This is a genomic window from Paenibacillus sp. FSL H8-0175 (assembly GCF_045040615.1).
In the GTDB taxonomy this organism is placed as follows: Bacteria; Bacillota; Bacilli; order Paenibacillales; family Paenibacillaceae; genus Paenibacillus_AQ; species Paenibacillus_AQ odorifer.
Map to the genome: position 1 here is coordinate 3,226,051 of NZ_CP150299.1, position 16,847 is coordinate 3,242,897.

At 42.1% G+C, this 16,847-nt stretch carries 17 protein-coding genes; 13 read left to right on the forward strand and 4 right to left on the reverse strand.

The features are described from left to right. Positions 1-77 precede the first annotated feature (77 nt). Both MHH46_RS14415 and MHH46_RS14420 read left to right on the forward strand, forming a co-directional pair. Entirely contained in the window at positions 78-818 is a 741-nt protein-coding gene (locus tag MHH46_RS14415) for a copper amine oxidase N-terminal domain-containing protein (RefSeq protein ID WP_076194338.1), read from the forward strand. Positions 819-1,065: 247 nt separating this feature from the next. Next, positions 1,066-2,565, forward strand: a complete 1,500-nt coding sequence (locus MHH46_RS14420; protein ID WP_076194336.1) for an MDR family MFS transporter — start codon at positions 1,066-1,068, stop codon at positions 2,563-2,565. Positions 2,566-2,636: 71 nt separating this feature from the next. Here the strand turns inward: MHH46_RS14420 and MHH46_RS14425 are convergent, their stop codons facing one another. Then, positions 2,637-3,530, reverse strand: a complete 894-nt coding sequence (locus MHH46_RS14425) for a DMT family transporter (RefSeq protein ID WP_076129293.1) — start codon at positions 3,528-3,530, stop codon at positions 2,637-2,639. Positions 3,531-3,657: 127 nt separating this feature from the next. On the opposite strand from MHH46_RS14425, the gene MHH46_RS14430 reads away from it, so the two are divergent. The 7 genes from MHH46_RS14430 (at position 3,658) to MHH46_RS14460 (ending at position 10,788) form a co-directional block, all read left to right on the forward strand. Continuing rightward, positions 3,658-4,533: a LysR family transcriptional regulator gene (locus MHH46_RS14430; RefSeq protein ID WP_076185996.1), complete on the forward strand. Its 876-nt coding sequence runs from the start codon at positions 3,658-3,660 to the stop codon at positions 4,531-4,533. Between the two features lie 359 nt (positions 4,534-4,892). Next, on the forward strand, positions 4,893-5,642 hold the full coding sequence (locus MHH46_RS14435) for a sulfite exporter TauE/SafE family protein (RefSeq protein WP_076194333.1): 750 nt from the start codon (positions 4,893-4,895) through the stop codon (positions 5,640-5,642). Between the two features lie 189 nt (positions 5,643-5,831). Next, positions 5,832-6,875 carry a LacI family DNA-binding transcriptional regulator gene (locus tag MHH46_RS14440; protein WP_076194330.1) on the forward strand — a complete coding sequence of 348 codons (1,044 nt, stop codon included), beginning with the start codon at positions 5,832-5,834 and terminating at the stop codon, positions 6,873-6,875. Between the two features lie 10 nt (positions 6,876-6,885). Continuing rightward, on the forward strand, positions 6,886-8,046 hold the full coding sequence (locus MHH46_RS14445; RefSeq protein ID WP_076194328.1) for a Gfo/Idh/MocA family protein: 1,161 nt from the start codon (positions 6,886-6,888) through the stop codon (positions 8,044-8,046). Between the two features lie 25 nt (positions 8,047-8,071). After that, on the forward strand, positions 8,072-8,794 hold the full coding sequence (locus tag MHH46_RS14450) for a ThuA domain-containing protein (protein WP_076194326.1): 723 nt from the start codon (positions 8,072-8,074) through the stop codon (positions 8,792-8,794). A 20-nt stretch (positions 8,795-8,814) separates the two neighbouring features. After that, positions 8,815-9,918: a Gfo/Idh/MocA family protein gene (locus tag MHH46_RS14455; RefSeq protein ID WP_076194324.1), complete on the forward strand. Its 1,104-nt coding sequence runs from the start codon at positions 8,815-8,817 to the stop codon at positions 9,916-9,918. Between the two features lie 75 nt (positions 9,919-9,993). Beyond that, positions 9,994-10,788, forward strand: a complete 795-nt coding sequence (locus MHH46_RS14460) for a hypothetical protein (RefSeq protein ID WP_076185986.1) — start codon at positions 9,994-9,996, stop codon at positions 10,786-10,788. Between the two features lie 89 nt (positions 10,789-10,877). On the opposite strand, the gene MHH46_RS14465 is transcribed toward MHH46_RS14460, so the two are convergent. Continuing rightward, on the reverse strand, positions 10,878-11,699 hold the full coding sequence (locus MHH46_RS14465; protein ID WP_076194322.1) for a DUF2785 domain-containing protein: 822 nt from the start codon (positions 11,697-11,699) through the stop codon (positions 10,878-10,880). Between the two features lie 28 nt (positions 11,700-11,727). Next, on the reverse strand, positions 11,728-12,612 hold the full coding sequence (locus MHH46_RS14470; protein ID WP_076185982.1) for an AraC family transcriptional regulator: 885 nt from the start codon (positions 12,610-12,612) through the stop codon (positions 11,728-11,730). 124 nt (positions 12,613-12,736) lie between these two features. On the opposite strand from MHH46_RS14470, the gene MHH46_RS14475 reads away from it, so the two are divergent. The 3 genes from MHH46_RS14475 to MHH46_RS14485 are packed head-to-tail and all read left to right on the forward strand — an operon-like array spanning position 12,737 to position 15,189. Next, positions 12,737-13,624: a sugar phosphate isomerase/epimerase gene (locus MHH46_RS14475; protein ID WP_076129303.1), complete on the forward strand. Its 888-nt coding sequence runs from the start codon at positions 12,737-12,739 to the stop codon at positions 13,622-13,624. Between the two features lie 18 nt (positions 13,625-13,642). Continuing rightward, on the forward strand, positions 13,643-14,674 hold the full coding sequence (locus tag MHH46_RS14480) for a Gfo/Idh/MocA family protein (protein ID WP_076194320.1): 1,032 nt from the start codon (positions 13,643-13,645) through the stop codon (positions 14,672-14,674). A 41-nt stretch (positions 14,675-14,715) separates the two neighbouring features. Beyond that, positions 14,716-15,189: a GNAT family N-acetyltransferase gene (locus MHH46_RS14485; protein WP_076194362.1), complete on the forward strand. Its 474-nt coding sequence runs from the start codon at positions 14,716-14,718 to the stop codon at positions 15,187-15,189. Between the two features lie 62 nt (positions 15,190-15,251). Here MHH46_RS14485 and MHH46_RS14490 read toward each other — a convergent pair whose 3' ends face one another. Then, positions 15,252-15,746, reverse strand: a complete 495-nt coding sequence (locus MHH46_RS14490; RefSeq protein ID WP_076129305.1) for a hypothetical protein — start codon at positions 15,744-15,746, stop codon at positions 15,252-15,254. A 170-nt stretch (positions 15,747-15,916) separates the two neighbouring features. On the opposite strand from MHH46_RS14490, the gene MHH46_RS14495 reads away from it, so the two are divergent. Beyond that, positions 15,917-16,783, forward strand: coding sequence for a S66 peptidase family protein (locus MHH46_RS14495; RefSeq protein ID WP_076194360.1), 867 nt, complete (start codon positions 15,917-15,919; stop codon positions 16,781-16,783). The last annotated feature ends 64 nt before the right edge of the window (positions 16,784-16,847 follow it).

The window sequence follows — 16,847 nt, forward strand, 5'->3', positions numbered from 1 at the left end:
GGCTTTATTATCCTTAGGATTAGCACATGCTGGAAACGCACATAATACTTGTAATAACTAAAGGGAGGTTTCGAGCGATGATCAAAATGGCAGCGGTAGTTGTGTTAGGTGTTCTGTTTTTAACTAATGGATTTGGTGGATTTGCCGCTCCAACAGTATGGGCAGACTCCGGCCAGGTTAGCGTGATTTTGAATGGTAAACTACTGGAAACTGATCCCCATTCAGCCTACAACAAGGGTTCCACGGTCATGATTCCGCTCAGAGAGGCTTCCAATGCACTGAAATATACAACAACATATCAAAAAAGTTCAGAAACTATAACACTAACAAAGATAAATGAAATAATTAAATGGAAGCTTAACGAACATTTAGTTAGCATCAATAATGCACAAGAGTTGGTTTTTAAAGATGATTTCGAATTCAGACAGGATCATATCTATGTTCCAATCTCCTTTTTTAAGACAATTGGTTTATTAACCTCATATGATGGGGAGTCCAATCAAGTTGAAGTGTATACCCCTGAAGTGACAGCGAGTGTTATAGCGGGGTTACTGGTCGGCGGTAAATATAATGAATTATCGGAGCGATATCATTATGATGTGGTCGTAAATAAGCCAAGCTCAAATGGATTACTAAAAGACTGGAAGCAAATTACGATAAAAGCCGGGAATTATCATGGGATTAAATCTACAAAAAGTAGCTATAACGAGGATCAATTTTCTATCCGCTGTGTATTGGATTTTGCAGAGACAGAGATTCCACTTGAAATTATTTTGAACACATCGGGCAAAATTATAGAATTTAGAGAGACACTCTAATCGGAAAATGATTCCATGATGACTATGCACATTTCCCAAGCGAGAAGATTTTAGGGGATTATGCATAGTCTTTTTGCTGTTCTAATATACTTTCCCAGATAATTTCTGAAGGGTATCGTAAACCCGATGTGTTTTTAATGTAAAAAATGGTTTTATTTGTTGACTTCCAGATTCATCGAATGTAAATTAAAATTTGAAATAATAAATAAAGCATTTAATTAAATTAGAGAAATGAGTGGAGTACTGGATGACAAAAACATTGACCGGAATGAGTTCTGCAGAAGAGCAACCCTTTTCGTTAAAAGCAATCATCCCCCCGCTTCTTGCTATTATTGTCGGTATGATTATGGTTATTCTGGATGGTACTGTTGTGAATGTGGCCGTTCCCAAGCTGGTTGATTATTTTGCTTCCGATCTCAAAACGATTCAGTGGGCGATTACGGGTTATACTTTAGCTTTAGCGGCAGTAATCCCACTCGCGGGCTGGATGACCGATCGTTTTGGATCGAAACAAGTTTTTCTGGCAACTCTTACGATGTTTATTCTTGGCTCTATGTTATGTTCGGTTGCACAAAGCTCATCTCAGCTCATTATTTTTCGAGTCATTCAAGGTCTTGGCGGGGGGATGGTTGCTCCCATTGGGATGGCGATGGTTTTTAAATTAGCTCCAGTAGAACGTCGAGGTTCTATTATGGGGATGCTTGGTATTCCAATGCTCTTAGCACCGGCACTCGGTCCAGTCTTATCCGGTTGGCTGGTGGAGTACGTAAGCTGGCACTGGATCTTTCTGATTAATGTACCTATTGGAATTGTTGGCATTATTCTTGGTGTTAAATATTTGCCGAAGTCTGAACAAAAGAGCAAAGGCAAACTCGATATCCTAGGCATTATCCTTGCCCCAATTGCCTTCTCTATGTTGGCTTATGGGGTGAATGAAGGCGGTGGAACAAGCTGGTCGTCTACTCCCGCTATTGTTGGCTTATCTGTTGGAGGGGTTGCATTGATCCTTCTTGTCATTGTGGAGCTGCTTCACAAAAATCCGCTTTTACAACTGCGAGTTTTCCGTTCGTCGGATTTCACTCGGGGTATTATTTTAACTTGGGTTATGCAAGCTGCTTTGTTTGGGTCCATGTTATTTGTGCCCCTTTACCTGCAGCAGATTCGAAGCTATACCCCGCTGGAGACCGGTTTGATTCTACTTCCGCAGGCTTTAGCTTCAGCAATCGGAATGCCGATTGGCGGCAGGTTGTTTGATAAGATCGGGGCTCGTCCGCTGGCGTTTGTTGGACTTAGTATCATTACGGTCACCTTGTTCCTGTTATCCGGAATTAGTGTTACAACAAATTTATCGTTAATTATGACATACCTGGGTTTCTTAGGCTTTGGGATGGGTCTAACGATGATGCCTTTGAATACTCATGTCTTGAATGCTGCTCCACGTGAATGGGTGGGAAGTGTAACTTCACTTACTGCTGCTGCTCAACAAGTCGTTGTTTCATTTGCTATAGCTGGAATGACAGGTTACCTGACTAGTCAGATCGCTGTTCATATGGGAGCACTGAAAGCGGGAAGTAATCCTTTGACAGCCGCAGTTAGTGGTTTTGATGATGTGTTCTTCCTGTCTGGTTGCATAGGAGTGGTAGGTGTATTGATGAGTATTATTTTGCGCAAGCCTAAGCTTTCTGCTGGCGATCCTACCTCTGGAGAGGGACAGAAGGCAGATGCGGCGATGATGATGGGGCATTAATTGAACCCAAAAACATAGATAATATAGAAAAGGCGTCGTTCAGCTTGTATAGTTGAACGACGCCTTTATTGTTATAAATGCTCTGGTTTCTTCTGAGCCCACGATGCGGGGAGACTTGCTTTACCAAGCAGCTCAGAAGCCACGATTCCCAGCAGAACAAGCGCTGCGCCAGCATAGCCTTGCATCGATAACTTCTCAGCAGCGAACCAATAACCAAACATCGCAGCGAAGACCGGCTCAAGGGAGAAGATTAGTCCGGTGCGGGTTGGTGAAGTATATTTTTGAGCAATAGGTTGCAGGATGAAGCCACAGGCACTGCATAGGATACCAAGCGCTAGAATTGCTGCCCAACCTGGCAAAGTAGAGGGGAGCGAAGGTGTCTCGAAGATTGCGGACAACACTAAGGCCAACCCTCCGGCAAATCCTAACTGCAAGATTCCAATATTCAGGGAATCACATTCTTTTACCGCCTTGCCTGTAAATAAGATCTGTACCGCATAGAACACTGCCGAAAGAATACACAGAAAGTCACCCGGTTGAATAGTTAAGGTTGCATTTAAGGTAAGAAGTCCAATCCCGGCTATGGCGAGGATGGAGCCGAACACTTGCGGAGGTGCAACTCTTTTTTTGAAAATAACTCGATCCAAGATCGGTACAAAAATAACCGTCAATGCAACTAAAAATCCTGCATTTGAGGTGGTGGTTGTTTGAAGTCCGAAGGTTATACATGTGAATACACCTAGCAGGAGGAATCCGAGGAGAGCACCATATTTTAATGTTCTCATGTCTACTCGTCTTAATCGTTTGTGGAATATCATAGCGGCTAATATAAAAGCAAGTCCGAAGCGGAGTGCAATCAGATTGAATTCGCCTAACGTACCTAACCCCATTTTCATAAATATGTAGGAGGAGCCCCAAAATAATGTTACAACTAACAGCAGCAGCTCAGCTTTGAGCGGTTTCATCTCTTCATCCATCCTTCTTCATTTTCAACTCAATATAGTATAATACGGCTCTATACATAAGGTAACTGAATGTTTATCATAGGATACATGAGTAAAACTTATGTAATTATAAGGGTGGGAACAGAGGTTGAGCATTAATAAATATGAGATTTTTCTGAAAGTTGTAGAGCTAGGCAGCTTAACAAAAGCAGCAGAAATGCTGGGTTTTACGCAATCCGGAATTAGTCACACCATTAGCAGCTTGGAAATGGAGTTTGGGTTCGCGTTATTAATTAGAAATAGATCCGGTGTGAAATTGACGGTAAACGGGGAACAAGTTCTGCAGCCTATCCGTGAAATCTTGAAGTGGAACGAGAAATTGAAGCAGGAGGTAGCGGACATCCACGGGCTAGAGATTGGCACGATCACCATCGGTACGTTCACCAGTGTGTCAGTGCATTGGCTGCCAGGGATGATTAAGCAATTTCGCAGTGAATACCCATATATAGAAATCAAGCTGATGGAAGGCGGTTATTTGGAGGTTGAGCAATGGATAGAGGCTGGAGTGATCGACTGCGGTTTTATTTCACTGCCTACACGTGAGAAGTTTGACGTAATTCCTTTAAAAAAAGACCGGATGTTAGGGATTGTATCTAAAGAGAATCCGCTTAGTGCAGAACCCTTTCTTTCCTTATCGCAAATTGCTAAAGAGGATTTCATTATCCCGAAAGCAGGCTCGGATTATGATGTTAGACGTGTGCTGGATAAGGCGGGTATTAAACCTAATGTTAAATTCTCAGCAGGTGATGACTATGCCATTATGTCGATGGTGGAGAAAGGCCTTGGCATTAGTATTTTGCCAGAGCTTGTCTTGACCCGGCAAAATTATAATGTGGCCATGCTAGAATTGGAGGAACGTAGTTTCAGATCGTTAGGAATTGCTGTCCACTCTATGAAATACGCTTCTCCCGTCACCAAAAAATTTCTAAAGCATGTGCAAGTGTGGCTGAAAGATAACACCTAAATAAATACGTCAAAAAATAAGAAACTGATACCTCATCAAAGTTAAGAGGGATCAGTTTTTTTGTTTAGTACTTCAGCTAGTTTTTCAGGAAACAGGAACTACACACAAGCTGCTATAATCGATTTTAAAGGATTTTAGTTAAATATATGTATATCTCCATTATCTTATAGTTTTGGCGGCGTTATATAGGGTTTAAGAGACGTTAAATTGCATGTTAATCCTCTATTAATATCTGTTTTAGAATAATTAATATGTTATAATTAGAAGAGTGGAAATAAGGAATGTATTCAGATGTTCTGGAAATGTGAGGACTTTATGCACAATTACGGATGGATAAGATTAGGAGGAGGATTAAGCGATTGAGCGTTACAATAATTACACTAGTCGTAGTAGCAGTATTTATAGGTGCCTTAATGAGAACCGTGTTTGGTTTTGGTGAAGCGATTGTGAGCATGCCACTGCTTGCACTGCTCCCGATTCCTATACATACCTCAGTTTCTTTGATTGGATTGGCAGGCCTCACGGTTGCCTCACTTACAGTTGTGAGTGGGTGGCGGCATATAGAACGACCTATTTTGATTCGATTAGCACTCTCAACAGTGATAGGAATTCCTGTAGGACTAGTCATACTTTATTTAGCACCGGCAAGTGTAATTATGACTGGCCTTGGTATATTTTTGATTGTTTATGGAGTTTATTCGGTGATAAAGAAGAGAATATTTAAGACGATCGATCATCCATTGCTTAAGGCAAAAGGCTGGGTGTATCCTTTCGGATTCGCTTCGGGTGTACTTGGCGGTGCTTATAACTTTAATGGTGTCCCTGTCGTGATCTATGGTACTTTACGACAATGGAATCCGGATCGTTTTCGGGGTACGTTGCAAGCTCATTTTCTTATTTCGGGTGTACTCGTTGTAACGGGTCATGCTATCGGGGGATTGTGGACGGTGGATGCTCTTGTTCTTTATGGATATTCTATTCCAGCAATTCTCTTAGCTACGGTCCTTGGGGTATATGTGAATAAACGTATTCCTGCTAAAAAATTTGAGAGTTACTTATTTCTGATTATCATTTTACTTGGTGTCCTAATGCTAGTGCCTCGCGGATAGTTGAAAAGAAAAAGAAAGACGTTCTTCCCCCTTACTGTATATGAACGTCTTTTAAATTTATCCAATCTTAGGGTTGACGAAGAGCCTTGTTCATGAGAAAATGTACGCGCGTACATTAAATGAATGCGTTTTCGAATAGCGAATTGAACGAGGCTAAATGTCACTGTTCATAACCTATGAGAAGGAGGAATTTATATCGCCAGCCGTAAAGAGGTTGCCGAGCTTGCAGGTGTCTCAGAAGCCACAGTATCTCGCGTGTTAAACAATGTTGGTCCGATTAAGGAAGAAACGAAGGAACGTGTGTTGGCAGCTGCACTGAAGCTAGGCTATACCCCTAGTTCACTTGCTCAGAGCTTTGCTCGTAGACGGAGCGGGAACTTGGGTGTAGTGATGCCTTATTTGCCGAAAGCCCGCTTGTTCTCCACTTATTATTTTTCGGAAATATTAAGTGGAATAGGGAGCAAGGCGCGAGAAGAGGGTTATGATCTGTTAATGCTGTTTCGGAATGCCGAAGCGCCAATGGATTATAACGAGTTGTTTAAGATGCGGAAGATCGATGCTTGCATTGTGCTTGGCGCTAAAGAAGAGCCAGGTGAGCTAGCCTCACTCCGCCGTTTGAAGGAAGAAGACCATCCTTTTTGTCTGATTAATCAGCATTTTGCTGGGGAAGCTTTTCACGAGGTGGATGCCGATCATGTCGAAGGAAGCTGGCAAGCGGCTAAACACTTACTGGAACAAGGGTTTAAGAGGATTGCTTTTCTAAATGGGCCAGAATCTTATTCCAACAGCCGAGATCGTTTAACGGGGTATACCCGCGCTTTGGCAGAGGTGAATCTTTCTGTAGACTCTTCACTTTTGTTCGAAGGTAACTTCAGCCGGAAAAGCGGAATTATAGCTGCCAAAGAAATGTTGCCTTTGCTGAATGAGATTGATGCGATTATGGCCGCCAATGATCGGATGGCCATAGGTTTGCAGCAAGGACTACAGGAGTTAGGAATACCAAGGGATCGCCTGCCAGCTATTGTGGGTTATGATGATTCGGAAGCTGCGGAGCTTACCACACCTGCATTAAGCAGTGTGAGGGTTCCCTTTTACGAACTAGGTGAACTTGCCGCAGCCCAAATCATTGAATTGCTGGGAAACAATCTGGCAGAAGTACCCGCACCAGCCGTACAGATCAAATTACCGACAGAACTAGTTATACGAGCTTCATCTAAATCTATCAACACTTAGGAGGAATAAGATGAAACAGCTTCGCATTGGAATGATCGGTTATAAATTTATGGGTAAAGCCCACAGTAATGCTTATCGCAGTTTGCCTATGTTTTTCCCGAAAGCGCTTAAACCGGAAATGTCTGTAATCTGTGGACGTAATAGTGAAGCGCTTGGAGAAGCTGCATCGCAGTTAGGCTGGGCGGATTGTGTTACGGACTGGAAGGATCTGATCGCTCGAGAGGATATTGATCTTATAGATATTAATGCTCCCAGCAACGCGCATAAGGAGATAGCTTTGGCAGCAGCCAAAGCAGGTAAACATATTTTTTGTGAAAAACCACTTGCGCTGACCTTGGCGGATTCCCGTGAAATGCTGCAAGCTGCTGAAGACGCGGGAGTTACACATATGGTTGGTTTTAATTATCGCTTTTCTCCGGCAGTTCGACTGGCTAAGAAGCTCATAGAGAGTGGGCGGCTGGGAAAGATTTATCATTTTCGGGCTTGGTTTCTACAGGATTGGATAATAGATCCGGATTTCCCTTTAGTGTGGAGACTGCAGAAGGATATCGCCGGTTCAGGTTCGCATGGAGATCTGGGGGCGCATCTCATAGATTTGGCTCATTTCTTAGTAGGTGATATGAAGGAAGTAATCGGCATGAGCGAGACCTTCATAAAAGAGCGTCCGCTCGCCGCTGAAATGACTGGTTTAAGCGCTAAAGGAGATAAGGATGCACCCAAGGGTAAGGTTACCGTTGACGATGCCACCTTATTTTTAGCCCGTTTTGATAATGGTGCTCTGGGCAGCTTTGAAGCTACAAGATTCGCAGCGGGTCATCGCTCTACCAATTCTTTTGAGATCAATGGGAGTCTTGGCAGTGTGAAATTCGACTTCGAACGTATGAATGAATTAGAAGTTTATTTGACCTCGGATGCAGAGGATGTACAAGGTTTTCGCCGTGTGCTGGCGACCGATCCTGCTCATGAGTATGCAGAGGCTTGGTGGCCACCAGGTCATACGATTGGTTTTGAACATACGTTTATTCACGAAATGCTGGAGCTTTCTAACGCAATTGAAGAAGGTCGTCAGCCAGAACCGAATTTCAATGATGGAGTGAAATGCCAAGCGGTGTTAGAGGCTGTAGAATGCTCTATTGATGAACGCCGGTGGGTCGATTTATCCGAGATGTAATCTAACCTTAGAAGGAGTGCTGAAGATGAGAAAAGCATTGATTGTATGGGGCGGTTGGGAGGGTCATGAGCCTGAGCAGGTCGCTGATATATTCGCTAAAATGTTGCAAGAGGAACAGTTTGAAGTTGAAGTATCGAATACACTGGAGGCTTTTGCTGATGCAGATAAGCTTCTTGGACTAGATTTGATCGTGCCGGTATGGACAATGGGCACAATCGAGCAGGATTTTGTGAATCATGTCTCCGCAGCTGTACAGCATGGAACAGGTCTTGCCGGTTGCCATGGCGGGATGTGTGATTCTTTTCGTAATAATGTAGATTGGCAGTTTATGACGGGTGGACAATGGGTAGCTCATCCTGGGAATGACGGCGTTAACTATACCGTAGAGATTTGTCAAAGCTCAAGTCCTCTGGTAGAAGGATTAGAAGATTTCAGTGTTTGCTCAGAGCAATATTATCTGCATGTAGATCCAGCTGTTGAAGTTCTTGCTACGACTCGTTTTCCAGTAGTTGAAGGGCCTCATTCGTATAATAAGGCTGTTGATATGCCAGTAGCTTGGACAAAACGTTGGGGCTTGGGCAGAGTTTATTATAATTCACTGGGGCATCATGCGGACATTGTAGATCAGCCGCAAGTGCGTGAAATGATGCGCAGAGGATTAATATGGGCAGCTGAAGGTAAAGCGCAAGCATTATCCAATGTTTCGGAGGTTATGAATAGCTATAGTGGAATGGCAGACAGTCAATAAATTCTGGGAGCGATCAGCGAATGGATAAAGTCAAAGTTGGTATTATTGGATGCGGTAAAATCAGTAGTATCTATATGGAGAACTGTCAAAAGTTCGAGATCCTTGATCTAGTTGCATGTGCGGATTTAGATTTGGTGAGAGCACAAGAACAAGCGGATAAATACAATATTCCAAACGTCTATACCACAGAACAATTACTGAATGATCCAGAGATAGAAATCGTAATCAACTTAACGATTCCAGCTGTTCATGCGGAAGTATGCCTAAAAGCTATTGAAGCAGGTAAACATGTATACGTTGAGAAACCTCTAGCTGTGACGAGAGAAGAAGGCCGCAAAGTTCTGTCAGCTGCGCGGGAAAAGGGAGTACTTGTGGGCAGTGCACCGGAGACATTCTTCGGAGCGGGAATTCAAACGGTTTTGAAGCTGATAGATGAAGGAGTAATTGGCGAACCTGTTGCAGCTACTTCGTTTATGCTGGGCCGTGGACATGAGCATTGGCATCCAGATCCGGAATTTTATTATGCCGCTGGTGGAGGTCCAATGTTCGATATGGGTCCTTACTATTTGACGGCTTTGGTGCAGCTGTTGGGTCCTATTCATACGGTTAGCGGAATGACTGGGAAAGCGCTGGAAGAACGTACGATTACAAGCGAGAAGAAATTTGGGAATAAAATTCCTGTTCAAATTCCAACTCACGTAGCCGGAACCTTACGATTTGAAAATGGTGCCATTGCAACGTTGATTACAAGCTTTGATATCTTTGGCGGGAGCAACCTGCCGCATATAGAAATCTACGGAACGCTAGGAACGATTCAAGTTCCAGACCCGAATAACTTTGGGGGTCCCGTGAAACTCCGGCTTATGGGTGAGAATGAGTGGACGGAACAGCCGTTGTTGTCAGGGTATGATCAGAATACCCGCGGGATTGGACCAGCAGATATGGCTTACGCCATTCGGACGGGTAGAGAGCATCGTGCCAGTGGAGAACTGGCTTATCACGTATTAGAAGCAATGTGGGCTTTCCATGATTCTTCTGATGCTCATTCATTCTACGAAATGGAAAGCACCTGCACTCGTCCTGCGGCACTTCCAATCGGTCTTGCTCCTTATACTTTGGATTAGAGAATTCTTCCTGAATCTGCAACCTATCACTTCCGGTCTTCGTTTGAGAAGATGAAGAGTGGAGGTGTTAATAGGATGCGTAAGATAATTATTGGTTGGATATGGATTCCCGTTGTTATTTTGTTAATCAGTGGCTGTTCAGAGGCTCAACAAGCGAATAAGGAGCCGGTTCCAACTCCTGTAATTAGTTCAGAACCACAAATTTTAGCTTCTACGAACCCCGCAATGGATGATCCAGGCGCGGTTAAGACTTTCTTATCAGCTCAGAAGATTCCTAACGGAGATATTTATCTGCAAGATAACAAGGTTCATATTAATATTGTAGGTTTGAACTCGGAGATTGAGCAAAGCCTTGCTCAGACTTTCACTGCAGGTACTTATGAACTTCATGATGTGAAATATACGATGCAAGAGTTATTAGCTGCTCAAGAATTGTTGCATGAACAAGAACTATACCAGAAGCTGAATCTCTACGGCTCTGGTGTAGATACGATTGGTAATAAAGTAACTATTACCATTCCGTCAGATGATGCGGAAGCAGCTAAGCTTGAAATTGAAAAGTGGATCGATCCAAAGATGTTGACCTATGATATTTCAGAAATAGGTGATCCGCATGTAGTAGGTACAATCGTTGATATCGATACTAAACAGGCGAAGCGGATTCTAATCCTTGAACCTGGTAACGAAGATCCATCTTACTGGTTCACATTCAATGCGAAATCTGAAATGTTTAATGAAGCTGGAGAGACCATCAGCTTTAAGGATTTACAGGTTGGACAGCAGGTTAAGTTATGGAATACAGGGATGGTGCTGGAATCTTTTCCCGCGCTTGCGAGTGTGCGGAGGATGGAGCTAGCAATTACTGAATAATCTAATAGACCCGTCAACAGGTAGCAAGTGCTCCACGTATTTGAACTGTAGATGGAAAGTGAGGGTGCTCTAACCCTCACTTTTTTTAATTAGGAATAGTATACTTTTTCTACTTTATATAATGTATGCTCGATTGTTGGACAGAGATTGGCATGTACTTTGTAATATTTAACTCGAAAATATAAACTTTTCAAAAAGTTCTTTATATTATTTTTTTGTTTAAAGGCAGGAAGAAATTCTGGATTTTTCTCCACATCACCAAAACTTTGAATCCATTGCTCTACATAAGTCTGACTAAGCATTTTTCTATCTAAAACACTCATTATGGATCTTACCATTCGCTCATCTTCCCCATCGGAGTATATTCGATCTGTTATGGTCATCTTTTCGTAAACCAAATCGAGGATAGTTATGAGGTCATTTTCATCCAGTTCGGAGCATTGAGCCAATTCATCTAAAGTATCTGCTGCATGGGCTATAGCATGAGCCCAGCCTTTTTCTTCGTCATACCCCCGGTAATCCCGCTCATTTTGCACACTGCAAAATACCTTCTCTTTTATCTGATGAATTTGCTCTCTTGAGAGAAATGGTGATTCTTTATGCCTCATGAAGAGGAGTGGGATAACTAGCATAGAGAAAGATCTGGTAAAGACAGAGTCTGTATTGGTTTCGCCAAGCTTAAAATGCAAATGGTTTTTATCCAAGATAACGGGTATAAGTTGTTCCAGTCCGTTTGTAGTTAGAGAATTACCTGGGATCCAATGAGAAAAAGTTGTATAAATTAGCTCATCCCGTAGTTGGGCATCTAAAGAACCAATGTTATTTATCATTTCTTGTACCAACTGGAAGGTATCGGAAGGTGCTTGGTAATCATTTTCTTTTATGCATATCAACGTTTCTTTTAAATTCATTTTATAATCTCCTATTTTCCAGTGTGAATTATTTTCTAATACCGGATGGTGTAGTTCCTTTATATTGCTTAAACAGCTTGGTAAAATAATTAGGATTGTCGCAGCCCACTCGTCCAGCAATCTCCGTTACAGTAAAATCTGTCTCCAGCAACAGTCGTTCTGCTTCATTTACGCGGCAAAGATTAACATAATCGATGAAGGTTCGGCCGGTGAGCTTCTTAAAGGTTTTGCAGAAATGGTATGGATTTAGATTAACGGATCTCGCGGCGCTTTCAATAGTCATTTTCTCATCAAAATGGTTCTCCATGTACTCCAGCAATGGCTTAAAACGCTCACGATTGAAGGATTGACGTTCATTTGTTCTGCCAGAAACCTGCTCAGGCAAAAAGGTACGGGAGAGCAATACAAAAAGTAGATGAAGTTGATTTTTGATGATCAACTGAAATGCAGGACCTTTCTGATGCACTTCATCCACGATAGTGTTCAGAAGAGAGTAATAAGTAGAACAGGTTGGAACTAGTGCTGCTGGTTTAACTGGTAGCTGATATCGATTCTCCAAATAGGGAGCTACGAATTGTTCATGTTGAGGATCTTGCTTCCAATCTTTAAATAAAGAACTATGAAATACGACGGATATAAATCGGACATGATCATCCCGCAGACTATATCCAACATGCAAACCTCCAGAAGGAACAAACAAAACCTCTCCGGGATGCAGTTCGTAGGGCTTGCTGTCGATGTGGAAAATGGCGCTGCCTGCTTGCATGATAATGATTTCGAAATGCTCATGCCAGTGTAGAAAAAGGATGTTCTGGCCGATTTTCGCATGTCTGCATTCATTAAAAAACAATCGAAACGGATAGGTGTTTCCTTCTAATTGAGGGTATTCTTTAAGATCATTAGGATAGCTCAATATTTATTCAACTCCCACAATATACGACTATATAAACACAATATAATAAGAGTTTTAAGCTCAAATGCAGTATATACTCGGGTTATAGAACTTACTATAAACCAATATTGGAGTGGTACACAAGATGAAGGATACAATGCGTATAGGCACATTAGTTGGAGGCGGAGATGCTGTTAGAGTGATTCCGCAAATCGTAGGTCATGGCTTCGAATCTTTTAGCTTAACCTTCTGGCAGACTACAGGTGAAACAGATCTTGTGGAAACTGGTAAGCGTGTGCAAGAACTTGCGGCAAAACATGATTTTGTGATTTCATCGGTTGGCATCTTTGGCAATCCTTTGACGAATACGGGTGACAATTCCGATGCATTAGCGAGCTGGGAACGGCTTATTGATCATGCTCATGTATTTGGTACTGATATGGTATCAGGATTCACGGGACGACTACCAGGAGTGTCCATTGATGAATCGATTCCGAAGTTTGCCGAGGTATTTGGTGAGCTGACAAAAAGAGCAGCAGATCGCGGAGTAAGAATTGCTTTTGAGAATTGTTCCATGGATGGCAATTGGACTTCTGGGGACTGGAATATCGCTCATCATCCAATAGCCTGGGAAAAGATGTTTAACGCTGTCCCTGCTGACAATATGGGACTCGAATGGGAGCCTTGCCATCAGATGGTGCAGTTGATTGACCCGATCCCACAGCTGCGCAAATGGACAGATAAGATTTTCCATGTACACGGTAAGGATGCCACCATCGCTTGGGATATTGTAAAAGAATATGGAATCCACGGCCCGAAACCTTATGTATGGCACCGTACTCCGGGTTTTGGTGATACGAACTGGACGGATGTGATCTCCATTTTGCGTCAGGCTGGTTATAAAGGCACCATTGATATTGAAGGTTGGCATGATCCTGTCTATCGGGATGAACTGGAAATGATGGGTCAAGTACATGCCTTGAATCATTTAAAACAATGCCGCGGAGGCAGCTTTGTGCCTAATCCGCTTTAATAAGTCAGGGGGAGAAATATGACAGCACAGTATCGGGTAGTAGTTGCAGGTTGCGGAGGAATGGCTAATGCATGGATTGAATACGCTTTATTGCGTCCAGATACTAAGATCGTTGCTCTAGTAGATATAAGGTTGGAGTCAGCTGAGGCGATGGCCGTGAAGCATGGGATTTCATGTCTGACGTTTACGGATATTAAGCAGGCGATACAGGAGACCGCAGCAAATCTCATCTTTGACGTTACTGTTCCAGGAAGTCATTTCAATATTTCTAGCACTGCATTGGAACTTGGATGTAATGTGTTTAGTGAGAAACCTTTAGCTGAGACTATGGAGGAATGTAATAAGATTGTTGAGATCTCGGAACGGACTGGAAACGCTCATGCTGTGATGCAGAACCGCCGTTATGATCCTCGTATTCGTTCTTTAAGAAAAATCATAGAATCAGGAACCATCGGAAGAACAGGATTTATCGGTGCAAGCTTTTTCCTTGGGGCTCATTTCGGGGGGTTCCGTGATGTGATGAAAAGTCCGTTGCTGCTGGATATGGCGATTCATACCTTCGACCAGGCCCGGTTTATTAGTGGCGCGAACCCTGTGTCCGTATACTGTCAGGAGTTTAATCCTCCCGGTTCATGGTATGAGGGGAATGCTTCGGCAGTGTGCATTTTCGAGATGTCCGACGGTTCAATATTTACCTATCAGGGATCTTGGTGTGCAGAAGGTGCATCCACGTCATGGGAAGCTTCTTGGCGGGTTAACGGGGAGAAAGGAACCGCAATCTGGGATGGTCATGAGCTGCCATATGCTGAGGTAGTTACTGCAGGAGATCAGAGTGATAAGTTCATTCGTGACGTAAAGCGTGTAAATTGTGAAAACGTTGAGATGAGTAAAACATTCCATCACGGGTGTTTGGATGAGATGTTCTTGTCATTGGCAGAGCAACGTCCTGCAGAGACGAATTGTAGAGATAATCGGTATAGTATGGCAATGGTGTTCGGGGCGCTGGAAAGTGCCGAATCTGGCCGGAAAATCGATCTAGTGGAGTTTTGAGATTGACTTCTGTTACTACAATCGCCAGCAAGGAGATCAAAATGAATATTAGAGCTTACCGAGAATCGGATCTTAGTCAAATTGTCTCATTGTTCTACGAAACAGTTCATTCCGTAAACAAACAAGACTACTCACAGGAACAGCTGGATGCTTGGGCACCTAAAGAGGAAGAGGCCCTTAAGCTTAATACTTGGAGGGCTTCTTTACGTCAAAATATCACTTATGTAGCCGAAATTGATAATATTATTGTGGGCTTTTCTGATATGACAGCAGAAGGACATTTGGATCGATTATATGTCCACAAAGATTACCAAGGGCAAGGTGTAGCCTCTGCATTGGTGAATAAGTTTGAATTGAAAGCAAAAGAACAGGGTCTTTATGAAATGGATACCGAAGCAAGCATCACTGCTAAACCTTTTTTTGAACGATTGGGGTACCAGGTTATTGCGAAACAAAGTGTAGAACGAAAAGGTGTTTTGTTGGTCAATTATAGGATGAGCAAAAAAATAATGTAATTCAAAAAAGCAGGTTGCTCATTAGAGCAGTCTGCTTTTTATGATAAGAAGGATATTCAAATTCACCCATCAATCAAGTTCATTAATGCTACAGTATCAAATCGATCCCCTTGCACTAACCATTTACCGTCCACATCAAAGAGAGTCAATATACCTTCCAAAGGTACACGTTTACTTTCTTTGTCATCCTTATCCAATAAAACAAGATCCACCGTATATTTTAACTCGACAATATCCTTTTTTTGTTCGGAAAGGTTGAATTTTAGGTTTTCCGGTTTTAAAGAAAGCTTTTGTTTATCAGCGATTTTAAATGGGATAGTTGTAATTCGGTTCGCTATAGCCTTTTCGGAAAAGTATTCTGTAAAATACGGTTTCATCTCTTCATTTCGCGCAAGAATGGATTCATCAGACATTAAATCCTCAGAAGCCTTGACGGTATATTCTACATTTTTATATTTCTCTGCGGCTTTAGTAGCATCATCTACTTCTGAACTACATCCCATAATTAACGCCAGGGATAATAATATCATGCTTAATATCAACGGTGATTTACGCATTAGTACACCCCCAATGTATTTGATCTTGCATTATTATACTTATATTACCATGTTGTGGTTTCATAATTTCAAGAAGAAAATGATTCAAATCCCTAAATATGGTATGGTGTAAATATGATCGTAAATTTGAGGAGATTAAACTAAAAAGTAGCATCGAAAGGATTATTAAAATGAACACAACCTTAAAATTTACTCACGGGAATAAAGTAGGACTGATTGCTTGTTCAGATGGTGTGAGAGTAGAAAACCTAGCAAAAGTAGAGGAATTAAAAAGAGTTTTGCATTCATTTGGACTCCATGTAGTGGTGGCTAATACTTTGTTTAGAAAAGAGGGTTATTTCAGCGGCAATCCCATGGAAAGAGCAGTGGAGCTGAATCAACTATTTAAAAATACTGAAATTAGCGCGATATTCGATATTTCAGGTAGGGATTCTGCCAATCAGATCTTAGAGTACATAGACTATGAAAGTATCCGAATGACCCCCAAACCCTTTTTTGGAATGAGTGATTTGTCAGTTATTTTGAACGCTTTATTTACGCAAAATAATTCGAAATCGTATCATTATCAGTTGATGAATTTAGTGTCTTCTGATGGGGCGGAGCAGCAAAGGGCTTTTTATCGAACATTCTTCGAGGGTCAAAACGATCTTTACGATTTCCGGTATCATTGGGTTCGTGGTAACCAGATGAGCGGGATAGTAATCGGGGGAAATATTCGCTGTTTTTTGAAGCTGGCAGGGACAAGCTATTTTCCGGATCCTTGTGACAAAATATTATTGTTGGAGAGTTTAAGTGGCAGAGCTAACAAAATAGTCTCCTTTTTTGCTCAGCTCCAGCAATTGAAATATTTTGATGCTTGTGCTGGATTGATTCTAGGCTCGTTTTCAGAACTTGAGAACTTTAATGAATTCCCGATAGTAGAAGAGTATGTGAAGGAAATTAGCCATTCCGCCTCCATTCCTATCATAAAGACAGCTGAGATTGGGCATGGCAGTAACAGTAAGTGTATTGTTGTGGGTGATAAAATCACTTTGTAAAATTCTTTATCAAATTCCTCTTGCCAGAGAACTTGGAAATGGAGCATATTTATTGAAATCAGAG